The sequence below is a fragment of the Vibrio qingdaonensis genome (assembly GCF_026191675.1).
Classification (GTDB): Bacteria; Pseudomonadota; Gammaproteobacteria; order Enterobacterales; family Vibrionaceae; genus Vibrio; species Vibrio qingdaonensis.
In genome coordinates, this window is the sequence record NZ_JAKRRY010000019.1 from 1 (window position 1) to 12,551 (window position 12,551).

The window sequence follows — 12,551 nt, forward strand, 5'->3', positions numbered from 1 at the left end:
AGTGCGGGCTATTACAAATGTATTCTTAGATAGTGTCATAGTATAAGCGAGTAGCGCTTATACTGTTTACCTAAGTCATTACGCTTCAGCGTTATGATAAACCTGTTGAACGTCATCACAATCATCAAGCATATCAAGGAACTTCTGGAATTTTTCATCATCTTCCGCCGGTACCGCAGTGTGCGTTTGTGGAACGAAAGTGATCTCTTCTACATCAAGTACCAGCTCAGGGTACTCTGCAGTAAGCGCTGTTTTGGCTTTAAAAAACTCAGTGTTCGGCGCAAAGACAGTGATAACGCCATCTTCTAGCTCAATGTCAGCCACATCAACGTCAGCCATCATTAGCGCTTCAAGTACTGCTTCTTCGTCTTCACCTTTGAACTGAAATACAGCTTGGTGTTCAAACATATGAGCTACAGCACCAGGGCCGCCAATTTTAGCACCGGTTTTAACAAAGCACTGACGAACATCTTGGAACGTGCGATTGCCGTTGTCAGTTAAACAGTCAACAATAACGCTTACACCACCAGGTCCAAATCCTTCATAGCGTGCTGCATGGTAGTCTTCACCACCACCGCCGTTAGCTTTGTCTAACGCTTTATCAATAACGTGCGCTGGAACTTGGTCTTTTTTCGCTTTAGCAATCAAGTGCTTAAGCGCTAAGTTCATATCAGGATCGCTACCGCCATTTTTAGCACTAACGTAAATCTCTTTACCGTATTTGGAATAAACTTTAATTTTTGCGCCTGCAGTTTTTGCCATTGAGGCTTTGCGCACTTCAAAACTTCTTCCCATCGGGATGTTCTCTCTTATTCAATTTAATGCGAGGATTTTATCAAATCACGGAGGCAAATCAATTGTGATGAGTCATGTAAACAATCACAACACACCCATCATCTTCTTGTATTTGGCCACACATTGCTCAAACCACGCTTTTTCAGCTTCATCACGGATATTTTCAAGCTGAGTTCTGATGGCATCAGGACCCACTTTTGCCTCTTTAAGCTGCCAAACGACATAAGAGGCCTGCTTATCCAGCTCAACTTTGTTTTTCTCTGCTGGAGGCAGTAACGATAAGTTGTAAGACATAGCAATTCGTTGATTAGTTCAAGTGATCGCAGAATATAGCACCGATGAAGCCCAGAACTCAAATCAAGTCGCTAAAAATACGAAAGGGTGGCATATGCCACCCTCTTAATTTGACGCTGTCGCGATCAATGAATCAAACCGAGCTCTCTCGCTTCTTCAAGAGTCAATCCACTCTCTTTGATTTCTCTCAACGCTTCAATGCGTCTTCGCGCCTCTGCTGACTTAACTTGCTTAGCTGGGCGTTGCTCTTCCATGTACTCTTCTGAGTGATCCCATTTTGTCGTGATAGACGTCATATCTTCATGGTCGATAGAATTAATGGACATTATTTCCTCCAGATAAACCATGTCTAGGACACCTAATCTGTAGCAAAGGATAATTTTGTTGTTAAGGGAAATAAGTTCAGAGTGTGACTTAATCAATACTTCTGAATAGAAGTTAAAAAATGAAGACAATTAGCTTTGAATTTGATGAAATTGCCAAGTACATTCTGAGGCTTACCCCGTCAAAAACTGACGTGATCCAGATCCCCATTTTTACCCATCAATTCATACATGCATTAAGCGCTAAGAAGTCAGCTGATTGCTTATTTTCAAACAAGCAAAAAAAAGCGAGTTCAAAAGAACTCGCCAAAAATATATCAGAATGAATGTAACAATATGAGCCAATCTACATGTTTAGATAGAGAGGACAAAAGGTTGTCTATTCGGAATAAATAATAACCACCATATCGTTTAACATTGTCAATGCTTTGTCAGCGTTATGTCTGTATCTCAACAATTTTCTCCGCCAACAGACACCTAGATTGATACTTCATCCAAAACTCGAAAAACCGCTTCGTCAACTTGGCCTTGGTAGACACTTTTACATACTTTTTTTCGCACCGCTAATGCCGAGATTAAACGTTCTATCGACAAATGTTTATTCTCTTGCCGAGAATTATATAACTCTACCACTTGGCTCAAAGTTTCATACGGAATCACATTATCATCGACACGTAGCCAATCAAGCTTCTCCATGAGCTCATAGCACTCTTGTTTAATTGAAGCCAGTGAATGTCCAGTCATTGCTGACAATGCCGTTATACTGCGTTCTAGAGCCTCTGGTGAGGTATATTTAGATAATACAATAGTAATCTCATCAGCATTGATCTCGACAAGATGCTTACGTTGCTTAACTCGACGACCTAAATTCCCTTTCGGTGATGGTGCTTTACGTTGGATAGGTTCAAACTCACCATCAATAATGGATGAAAGCTCATCAAGCTGCTTACGGCTCACCAATTCATGTCGCAGTGGGTTAGGTAGCGTTGGTGCCATGTTACGTTTACCAGCATTTGTCGTACGAGCGCGTGAGTAACGCAACACCTCTTCCACATCGCATCGAATATCAACCTGAAAGTCAGGTAATTTGGCAGAAGGATCTAAACACGTTAATGTCAGATGATAGCCCCATAAATTCACATCGAATTCGATATCTGACTGGGGATCTTCACCCAATCGTCTTAATTCTCGTAGAAGATCCATAGAAAAACGTCGCCACTCGATATTTCGGGCTAGCTTTTGGTTCAATTCCGAGAGCAATAACGAATCCGTATGACGACGCGCCATACGGCTACGGAAGTACGAGTAAAGTTGGAATACCAAGGTATGTTGCTTCAAGATTTCTGGTGGAAATAGGAAAAAGTAATCTCGAGTCAGCAGTTCTTCATAAAATGACGGTTCCCAAACCAAAATGTACAAGTTCGGTTTGATTTTAATTTCGCCGTCAGCGCCTTCACGAGGCGCTTCTTCAGAAGCGGTAATTGTTCTGGCGATAAAGCGGAAACGATCACTCTTAAACCCTTCTGGCATATTTTCGCTTAGCCAGCGCCCTGTTAGTTCGTGAAGCTGAAAGTCAGTAAATTCGATGCGATCGATACTATCACGAATAGAATCACGCGCAGGGCCGCTGTCCTTTTTGCCTCTCAAGGACAAAATGTCAGTGATGTAGAGTGGCGTCTTATTTGGAACATGTTTAGCATCAAGTTGATATTCTTCATGATGATGATCATGGTATTGAACGGTAAGCGTAAACAACGCGAATAGTGTCATCAGATCATCAACCGTCATAATATTTTTAGACGATCGTGTTTCTATTACCGCTCGAGTGCCAGAGATCGATACCATCGATTTTTGGTAGCTTTTCCGAGTTCTTGGCGGAGCTAGCGCTTGATCAATGATACCTGCCCAGTTTGTCGGCGATACAATGAACTGATCCGCCTCATCACGCATTGCTGGTGGTGTGTATAAACCATGTTCATTCAACAAACGTTTATTAACTTGAGTCTGAGCTAATGCTTTAGATTTCTTTTGCTTTTCCGATTGCTTGACGGATTCTGTGATTAGGCTTGTGGCGCCTAATACTGAGACGAGTTGGTTTGGATTAACGAACCGATGTAGCATCGTTTTTCCGGCCAAACCTTCTTCAAATCTAACAGGCAGTTGAGAAAATAAGCCAATGTTAACTGCCGCGCGAAGCCGTTGTTGTATGGCAGCTCGTGTGAGTTTGCCGTCGGTCGCGATAATAAGTTCGGTTGTTGATACGTAACCATCTTTTGAACTGAATCCTCGTAAGGAGATGAGATTAAGCAGTTCAAGGATACTTTTCGTTACGCCCTTGAAGTGTTGGTATTGCTCAATCCAATCTACGGATGCTTCAGTAATTTCAAAGAGGTGTCCCCCTTTATGATCTCTTGGGAGCTTGATCAGTACTTTATTATTATCACTCATGATTAGATCTATATCACACTATCCGTAATTCCGATATTGTTCCAAAGAATAAAGAAAAACAGATCATAAATAAAGGATTATTTTTATCGATCAGTTTTTATGATCTATCTGATAATACTGATCTAATATGATTAAGTGATCTAATGATCTGGGTGAGTTTTTACTCTCAAGTTATTGTTTTTGAAGTGTTAATTTTAACCGTCTTTGGACGCATGATCATGATGGGTCCGAAACGATGATCATTAAAAATAGAAAGCATGATCATTAGTAAAAGAAACGATGATCATGAACGCACTGAAAAGATGATCATCTATATTTAGGAACAATGATCAAGTAATAAAATTAACTTACCCACAGGTTATTCTCTTTAACCGTCAATTCTCTTCGATTTCTATCACGGATTGACTCGTTTACCATTGGAAGCATGATCAAGATGTGGAAGATACGTCTATTTTTGCGTGTTTTTTCATCAATTATATAAGTTTTGTGATTTTCGAATAATGTCTTGAGCTGAATTCGTTAAATGGCGAGGTATCACTGTGTTTTAGGAACCATGATCAAGTGCCAAAGCATGGCTCTTTTGTATTTCAATTTATTAATAACGCATGGTTAATTGCGTAAACCCCTTATTCCACCTAGCATTAGCCGTAGTTTATTATCTAAATATCATGCTTCCGCTGCTTTTGGTTCTTGATCATTCTTCCTTATTTCCGATCTTATTATGCATTTCGTCAAACATAGACTATTGCTGCACTGACCCTTGATCATGCTTCAGCCCTCTTGGTCATATTTGATGTAAATAGAGAGCTTTCCTTGATCATGTTTCCATTCCTTTATTGAAATGAGTTAATTACTCGCGATTCGTATCAATCAATTCGATATTTGTTTCGTTTTTCTTGCTCGGCAGAATATGCTATGCCGACAAATTGCTGAAATAAGTAAGTTTGTCTTAGCAATCTTAATTCAAACCTCAGCTACCGTAATTTAGCGGTCAATCATAATCGTTCCGGATATTGAGTCGTTTACATTGTAAATGAGTGACGCTGTAACACTTTTAAAGTTTACTAGGTTCATCACTAGATTAGTGATTATATTTGTTCAATTAATCGTCATTAATCACAAATTGACAATACATTGTCAAAATAAGTGCAATTATACTCATTAAATGTATGGACAGCTTTTTTGTGAGAATGTACGATAATGCTGTACATTATTTGATTGGGTTACTTGACTGGAACTTAGATATGAAAAGAGAACAAACTATCGATAATCTTTGTCGCCTCGCAGAGCTTACTCAGCAGGTGCAAGCCGATCGTATTGAAATAGTATTAGAAGAACGAAGTGAAGAACATTTTCCTCCCATGTCTAAGGCCATGATGGAGACTCGCTCTGGTTTAACGCGTCGAAAATTGGATGATGCGATTAGCAAATTAGAAGCTGATGGTCACCAATTTACTAAAAATAATGCCAATCATTATTCTATCTCGTTGCAAGAAGCCCATATGTTAATGGATGCGGCTGCGGTGCCAAAATTCCATCAACGAAAAAATAATCAGGATAATAAACCTTGGATTATTAACGTACAAAACCAGAAGGGCGGAACTGGAAAATCGATGAGTGCTGTGCACTTGGCTGCTTGTTTGGCGCTGAACTTAGAAAAACGTTACCGTATTTGTTTGATAGATTTAGACCCGCAAGGTTCATTACGTCTGTTCTTGAATCCACAAATTAGTTCTTCAGATCATGATAATATTTATTCTGCAGTAGATGTTATGCTAGAAAATGTTCCAGAAGGGACTGAAATTGATTTAGAGTTCTTGCGCCGCAACGTTTTATTGCCAACTCAATATCCTAATTTGAAAACAATTTCTGCGTTTCCAGAAGATGCAATGTTTAATGCGGAGGCGTGGCAAAACCTGTCACAAAACCAGTCACTTGATATCGTTAAGCTATTAAAAGAGCAGTTAACAGATAAGATAGCTGAAGACTTTGACATCATAATGATAGATACAGGTCCCCACGTTGACCCATTAGTTTGGAATGCGATGTATGCTTCTAATGCGTTACTTATACCATGCGCAGCCAAACGACTAGATTGGGCCTCGACGGTCAACTTTTTCCAACACCTTCCAACTGTATATGAGATGTTCCCGGACGATTGGAAAGGGCTTGAATTTGTACGCTTGATGCCAACGATCTTTGAAGATGATAATAAAAAGCAAGTATCCGTTTTAACAGAAATGAATTACTTGCTTGGCGACCAAGTTATGATGGCGACGATTCCTCGTAGTCGAGCATTTGAAACGTGTGCTGATACTTACAGCACGGTTTTTGACCTTACTGCCGGTGACTTTGAAGGTGGTAAAAAAACATTGGCGACCGCGCAAGATGCGGTGCAGAAAAGTGCACTAGAATTAGAAAGAGTGTTACATAGCAACTGGGCTTCATTGAACCAAGGGTAATAGAAGATGGCAATTAAAACTTCTGATCTGAATGCAAAATTATTTGGAAAAGCTAATAAACGACGCGCTTCTACGCCTCAAGAGGCGCAAAGCGCTGCGAAAGAACAAGCACAAGTTATTGAGCTCGCGGTTGCGGGTGAAGATCTTGTGTCATTTGAATTAATTCGTATCCCAGCCGATCAAATTGAGAAAACAACCTTTGTTTTCCAAGAAAACGCACGTGAACAATCATTCCTAAATGAACACGCGCTGTCAGATGTCCTTGCGACATTACGTGACAAAGGACAACAATATCCGGCAGTAGGTCGTCGTCAAGAAGACGGTAGTATCGAAGTTCTCGACGGTAGTCGTCGTAGAATGTCTTGTATTATTGCTAATCAAGAATTCTTGATTTATGTCGCTAACAATATTAATGCCGATCATGCTAAGTTTTTGTCGGATGTCGCGAATGCCCACAAGCCTCTATCATTGTATGAGAAGGGCAAAGAAATGTTAGCCAAGCTCGATAGTGGTGAAGCAGAAGATCAGAAAGCGTTGGCAAAAATGTTTCAGTGTAGTGAAGCATTAGTCAGTGGTGCACTAAAGGCTGCGGACCTGCCTTTAGAGTTACTTCAAGCTTATCCTAACGTTAGTGATTTAGGTCGCCCCACCATTGTTAAGCTGCATAAGCAGTTTAACGAGCTTGGCGATGATAATCAGCTCAAGCTTATCTCTCGCTGTGGTGAAACAGATGGTTTTATCTGGCAGCAAAGCAGCGCTCATGGTGTGGCGCGAATCACTAAAGAAGTATCTGAAACATTGGAAACTTGGATGCACGAGCTTGTACCGCCAAAGCGCACTAAAGTTACCAAGACAGATTTAGTCAAAGGGCGAGCAAGTTATACCCGTAAAGGACCTAACTTAGCGGTTAACTTGAAGAAGGTCGATGATCAAACAATGGACGAGATATTAGCGTTCATTAAATCTAAGATTCAATAAGAAATGCCCCGCAGAAGCGGGGTATTTTTTTATGCTAATATAGACGTAGCCTTTTTTAATATACAACGCTATGTCACATATAACCTCTAAGCAATATCAATCCATCAAGCCTATCCTTTACGCCGCAAAACAACATTTTACTCGTGGCGTATTCTTACTCGAGGGAAACTCGGACTGGGTTCAATCCTTTATTTCTGAATTTATGGTCGATGCCGAGAACTCGCCGGTTTGCCAATTAGGTGGCGACGCTTTCTTCGGTACTCACTATTATTCCGCCAAACAAGGCCGCCAGCTTCTAGGTGTCGAAAGTCGTTCTATTGTCGTCTCATTGGATGATGGGTTCGATGCAAACAGCTTTAACGCCGCCGTTGGTAGCTTGGTGGGTGGTGGGTGTTTAATTTTAGTTTGTCGTACTATCTCAGGGCTCGACCCTTGGCTTCAGTCCTATCTTTCATGTCTTCCTATCTTGCCCGAAGGGCAGGAGAGTGTTTGTAATACTAATCAGTGGCTAAGCAACACGCAGGCGTTAAGTATTACCGAAGGTGAAGTGTGTTATGACCAGCAATGCCATGCCATTACGCTGATAGAAAAAGTGTTAAGAGGACATAGAAAAAGACCATTGGTTCTGACGGCTAACCGTGGTCGTGGGAAAAGCAGCGCGTTGGGGTTGGCGGCTAAACGGCTTTTGGAAAAAACACCTCTGAAAATTATTGTCGTCGCACCAAGCAAACAGGCGGTTGCTCCAATTTTTGAACATGCTGGCGTATCGCACCGGCATCAAGGCTCTTCACTTATGTTTGTAGCGCCAGATGAATTACTAGAAAAGCGACCGAAGTGTGATTTACTTTTTGTTGATGAAGCCGCAGCTATACCTGTTTCTATGCTCAAGTCGATTATCGGAAACTATCATCGTGTCGTACTGACGACCACGATTCATGGCTATGAAGGTTGTGGAAGAGGTTTTAGCCTTAAATTTGTGCCTTGGCTTTTGGACACTAGACCTGGAACTCAGGTTTACCAAATGGATCAACCGATAAGATGGGCGATGAATGACCCTTTAGAAGCGTGGTGTGCGTCCACATTTATGCTTGACTGTGAGCTAGCCGACGTTGATTCAGCGTTACTCGACAAGCAGATTGAACATTCGAGCTTATCGATGACTACGTTTACGAGTAAAGGCCAATTGAGGCAAAGCCCTTTATTACCACAGGCATTTGCATTATTAGTTAACGCCCATTATCAAACGTCGCCTAACGATCTTATGTTACTTCTTCAGGACGATAATGTTGAGCTGCATATCATCACGATTGAGCAGCGTGTTGTCGCGAGTATGCTTGTTCATTACGAAGGCGCACTATCAATTGAAGCTGTAGATTCGATCATGCTTGGGCGGTCACGCCCTAAAGGACATTTGATACCGTGTGATTTAAGTAACCATTTAGGGCTTTCCGAACCCGGGACACAACGATGCGCACGTATCATGCGAATTGCTGTTCACCCAATGCTTCACTCTAAAGGTATTGGTCGAGAACTGTTATCTCGTTACGCAAATACTATCCCCAGACCTGTAGATTATCTTGCAACATCGTTTGGGCTAACACTTCCTTTATTGGATTTCTGGCTCGACAGTGATTATTTGCCTGTGAGACTTGGCGCCTCCAAAGATCAATCTAGCGGCACATACAGCCTTGGGTTGGTGCGCCCAATGCTTCCTATTTCTGATGTGTGGGTAAAGCAGGCTCGTGATACTTTTAGAATGACGATGCCATCTCAACTGGCGGGCGCGAATCGAGAACTTGAGCCGAAATTAGCATGGGCGCTGTTTAGTGAAAGTTGTCATTCACATTCAGAGGTATCCGTACCAAAGCTGCTAGAGTTGTACGCGAAAGGCGGTAACGCTCTTGAAACTTGTCGCTGGGCTTTACCTGCATTTTTACGTACCTTGGCTAGCCGTCACATTCAGGTGGATAGCTTGCTGTTAATCGGTGTCGGGCTATTACACTGGACATGGAAAGAGTGTTCTTTGCATCTTAACTACGCAGGTAGAAAGCAAGCTGAAGCCGAGTTAAGGAAAGATATTCAGCACTATATTCAATGTTTACAGTGTAAATCCTAGATTCTCATTATCACTACAATTTACACTGTAAAACGGAACTATGATGTTTACAGTGTAAATTGGTCTGCGTCATCCAGTTTTACACTGTAAATTATAACGGTCCTTAAAGTTTTAGTTGAACGTGTTGACCATAGGCCTTGATTTAACTAAACGACAGCTTGTAAAAAACAACGGATACAACGTGACCGCAGATCGAGTTTTAGGAAGTTTTTATAGTCTCAAGATTGAGACTGAACTAAGATAAAACTATATTCGTTGAAGCGCGATCACACTTTGTTTGAAAAGCGTAGGCGGTTAATAAGGAAGTTGTACCTGTCATGTGGAAAAGTGTTCTCCAATTGTCTAGTAACAAACAAGAGGTCGTGGCTGTATTGCCGCAAGAATACGAACAGGGGCTGAGTTTGGAAAAGCTTCTACTTGAAAATGCGCTGTCCGAACTCGACGTAAAGTCGTTCTATATTGATGAAGCATCAGTTAATCAATTTATTGCCTTTGCACAACAAGCAAAACGAGAGGCTTTTCATGGCGTCAAACTTGCCTATATAAAAGATGCTTCGGTATCTGTCACGTTAAGTGAGCAAGATATGTTAGCGAGTATGACAGTAGAGGGCGCCTATGGTGGTGAACCGCTGACCGGAGCGGAAGTCATAAAAACGCTTGCTGATGCAAAAGTGCTAAAGGGAATTAATAAACTAGCGCTAAAGAAAGTCCTGCTGCTTAGCCGTCAATTAGAAGCGGGTAAAACCTACGTTCAACCCGTCGCCGTTGGCAAGCGACCTGTTGAAGGTAAAGACAGTCAGTTCATCCCACTTATTCTCGATCCTAAATCTCGTGTATTGAAACCTCAACGCCTAGGCGAATCTGATAAGGTTGATATGCGCGATCTTGGTGAAATGGTGACAGTCGGAGAGGGGGAAAAGCTGATGAGGCGCATTCCTGCCATATCTGGACAAAATGGTTATACCGTAACGGGTAGTATCATTCCTCCTAGAACAGTGAAAGATACCTTGCTGAAGGTCGGTAAAGGTACCGCTATTTCAAAAGAAGACCCCAACATACTCATCTCTACTATTTCCGGCATGCCGATTCTCAAGGTGAATGGCGTTGATGTTGATGAAGCACTTTGTCTATCAAAGGTCGATATTTCCACCGGTCATATCCGCTTTGAAGGCAGTGTGGTGATTTCTGGTAATGTTGAAGCACAAATGGAAGTGGTTGCTTCTGGCTCGATTACGGTTGGTGGCTTTGTCGAATCAGCGAAGCTGGAGGCGAAAGGTGATGTTATTGTTTCAAAGGGAATTATTGGACACAATGTCGATGATGGTGACGATAAGACGTGTCTAATTCAATCGGGCGGAGACATTGTTGCTAACTACGCACAATTTTCTGACTTATCCGCAAAAGGTGATATCAAACTGGCCGTTCATAGCTTAAACAATGATCTTAGTTGTGTTGGAGATCTATTGGTGCAAGGCAACAATAAAAAGCAGGGCACGTTGAGTGGCGGGCAGGCACTAGTGGGTGGGAAGGTGGTTTGCAATCACCTCGGTGTTGAAGGTGACACGGCAACATATATTGAAGCCTTCTCTAATCACAAGGTGTATGTTGAAAAAATAGAAACGTTACAAGATGAATATACCGCGCTACAAGAAACTAAGATGGCGGCGATTCGTCGAGAAATCGAATTAAAGAAAATCCCAAAATCAACGCGCACAGAAGAGCAAAATCAAGAGCTTGCCGATTTAAATAGCACCAATACTGATGCGATTGATAGTCTAAACGCTAAAAAGGCGGCGCTCGAAGAAGAGTTGTTTGCAAAGTTAGAAATTAATACCGCAGAGTCGTTAGTGCAAACTCATACTCGCGTCACCGTTGCCATCGGCGGCGAAAAGGTGACAACGAAAAATACTCACGGACCAGCCATTTTTCATCTAAAAAACAATGTCATGCATTTTGTGCCAAAGCTCAAAGAAGAGGATTTAGCAGTCTAGTTTGAGGTTTTAGGTTTCGCCCAAAGGACGGGTCCTGCACCCTGACTCGCGAGCTCGTCTTCAGGGTTACGTAACTTACATTTAGTCAACGACAAGCACCCACACCCGATGCATTCTCCCAATTCATCTCTTAATCTAGACATTAACGTGATTTTTTCGTCGAGACTGTGCTGCCATTCTCTCGCCATTCTTTCCCATTCACTTTGTGAGGGGGCTCGGCGAATTGGGAGAGCGCTCATTGCCAGCTTTATTTCTTCTAATGTCATACCCAGTTGTTGACCTGTTTTAATGACAGCAATACGCCTTAATACTGAACCATCATACCGGCGTTGGTTACCGGTATTTCTGTGGCAGGCTATAAGTCCTTTTTTTTCATAAAAATGTATTGCAGAAATTGCTATGTCTGCACGCTTCGCAACTTGACCTACTGATAATTCCATTATCGCTCCCATGTCCATATATATGAGTGACAGCACCCAGTATACGGCTAGGAAGTCCACTCAAGGAAGCATTGATAACAACAGACTCACTTTTTTGTGGGGCACGAGGTTATGGTCAGTATCAGTGCCGTATGGTGATGAAATAGGGGCCGTTATTTTGGCTTCACTGGCTCAGCGGGTAAGGGGGTTGGGTGTGGCGTATTAGACTCGTTAGCCGGTGTCACAGTGGTATTTGAAAGAGAGCGAATAAAGCGGCTCATATAGAGCTCTCTAACGATACTTTCGCACTGCTCATTAGAAAGTTGTCTACGCCATACTTCTGAGTCGACCGAGACAGCAGTTTGGTTTGTCGCTCGATAACCGTTAGCTACTTCGCAAAGCTCGACCGTGTCCATGTTGTTGGGATAAGTGTTAACGGACGAAGATCGCAGGCCAAGCTGATTCATTTGATGTGAAGAGCATGCTGTTAATGACATTACAGCCAAGGAAATAAGGGCGGTTTTAAAGCGCGTGGTCACAACGATACTCGTCTAATCAATACTAGGTGGCCCAGATACTATCAGTTGAATAGTCGAAATTAAATATTGAACCAAACTGAAGTCACTATCCGGGAAAAATTGACACTACTCAGACATTTAGAGTGTTTATACTGCTGAAAGTAAAGAACATTAGTTCGTGTTCATTTTAAAAGTATTGGCAGGAGA

At 42.0% G+C, this 12,551-nt stretch carries 10 protein-coding genes; 4 read left to right on the forward strand and 6 right to left on the reverse strand.

What is annotated here, in order from left to right:
• Positions 1-78 precede the first annotated feature (78 nt).
• The 4 genes from MD535_RS14185 to MD535_RS14200 form a co-directional block, all read right to left on the reverse strand.
• Complete coding sequence (locus tag MD535_RS14185; RefSeq protein ID WP_250617573.1) at positions 79-795, reverse strand: YebC/PmpR family DNA-binding transcriptional regulator; 717 nt, start codon at positions 793-795, stop codon at positions 79-81.
• Positions 796-879: 84 nt separating this feature from the next.
• Complete coding sequence (locus MD535_RS14190) at positions 880-1,089, reverse strand: DUF3283 family protein (RefSeq protein ID WP_250617574.1); 210 nt, start codon at positions 1,087-1,089, stop codon at positions 880-882.
• Between the two features lie 125 nt (positions 1,090-1,214).
• Positions 1,215-1,415, reverse strand: a complete 201-nt coding sequence (locus tag MD535_RS14195; RefSeq protein ID WP_250617575.1) for a PA3496 family putative envelope integrity protein — start codon at positions 1,413-1,415, stop codon at positions 1,215-1,217.
• A gap of 474 nt (positions 1,416-1,889) precedes the next feature.
• Positions 1,890-3,860: a replication initiator protein RctB domain-containing protein gene (locus tag MD535_RS14200; protein WP_265675683.1), complete on the reverse strand. Its 1,971-nt coding sequence runs from the start codon at positions 3,858-3,860 to the stop codon at positions 1,890-1,892.
• A 1,244-nt stretch (positions 3,861-5,104) separates the two neighbouring features.
• Here MD535_RS14200 and MD535_RS14205 point away from each other — a divergent pair.
• From MD535_RS14205 to MD535_RS14220, 4 genes are all read left to right on the forward strand, one after another.
• Positions 5,105-6,322 carry a ParA family protein gene (locus MD535_RS14205; RefSeq protein WP_265675684.1) on the forward strand — a complete coding sequence of 406 codons (1,218 nt, stop codon included), beginning with the start codon at positions 5,105-5,107 and terminating at the stop codon, positions 6,320-6,322.
• 6 nt (positions 6,323-6,328) lie between these two features.
• A complete protein-coding gene (locus MD535_RS14210) occupies positions 6,329-7,300 on the forward strand; it encodes a ParB/RepB/Spo0J family partition protein (protein WP_265675685.1) in 972 nt (323 codons plus the stop codon).
• A gap of 70 nt (positions 7,301-7,370) precedes the next feature.
• On the forward strand, positions 7,371-9,416 hold the full coding sequence (locus tag MD535_RS14215; RefSeq protein ID WP_265675686.1) for a GNAT family N-acetyltransferase: 2,046 nt from the start codon (positions 7,371-7,373) through the stop codon (positions 9,414-9,416).
• 338 nt (positions 9,417-9,754) lie between these two features.
• The gene (locus MD535_RS14220; RefSeq protein ID WP_265675687.1) at positions 9,755-11,407 is read left to right on the forward strand and encodes a DUF342 domain-containing protein; all 1,653 of its coding nucleotides are present in this window, start codon (positions 9,755-9,757) and stop codon (positions 11,405-11,407) included.
• Here the strand turns inward: MD535_RS14220 and soxR are convergent.
• Both soxR and MD535_RS14230 read right to left on the reverse strand, forming a co-directional pair.
• The gene (soxR, locus tag MD535_RS14225) at positions 11,404-11,847 is read right to left on the reverse strand and encodes a redox-sensitive transcriptional activator SoxR (RefSeq protein WP_265675688.1); all 444 of its coding nucleotides are present in this window, start codon (positions 11,845-11,847) and stop codon (positions 11,404-11,406) included. The two genes, MD535_RS14220 and soxR, sit on opposite strands and share 4 nt — an antisense overlap.
• Positions 11,848-11,999: 152 nt before the next feature.
• Positions 12,000-12,365, reverse strand: coding sequence for a hypothetical protein (locus MD535_RS14230; RefSeq protein ID WP_265675689.1), 366 nt, complete (start codon positions 12,363-12,365; stop codon positions 12,000-12,002).
• Positions 12,366-12,551 lie beyond the last annotated feature (186 nt).

Bases quoted from the DNA above. Each gene is read 5' to 3' on its own strand.
- MD535_RS14185 (WP_250617573.1), bottom strand. From the start codon at position 795: ATGGGAAGAAGTTTTGAAGTGCGCAAAGCCTCAATGGCAAAAACTGCA.
- MD535_RS14190 (WP_250617574.1), bottom strand. From the start codon at position 1,089: ATGTCTTACAACTTATCGTTACTGCCTCCAGCAGAGAAAAACAAAGTT.
- MD535_RS14195 (WP_250617575.1), bottom strand. From the start codon at position 1,415: ATGTCCATTAATTCTATCGACCATGAAGATATGACGTCTATCACGACA.
- MD535_RS14200 (WP_265675683.1), bottom strand. From the start codon at position 3,860: ATGAGTGATAATAATAAAGTACTGATCAAGCTCCCAAGAGATCATAAA.
- MD535_RS14205 (WP_265675684.1), top strand. From the start codon at position 5,105: ATGAAAAGAGAACAAACTATCGATAATCTTTGTCGCCTCGCAGAGCTT.
- MD535_RS14210 (WP_265675685.1), top strand. From the start codon at position 6,329: ATGGCAATTAAAACTTCTGATCTGAATGCAAAATTATTTGGAAAAGCT.
- MD535_RS14215 (WP_265675686.1), top strand. From the start codon at position 7,371: ATGTCACATATAACCTCTAAGCAATATCAATCCATCAAGCCTATCCTT.
- soxR (WP_265675688.1), bottom strand. From the start codon at position 11,847: ATGGAATTATCAGTAGGTCAAGTTGCGAAGCGTGCAGACATAGCAATT.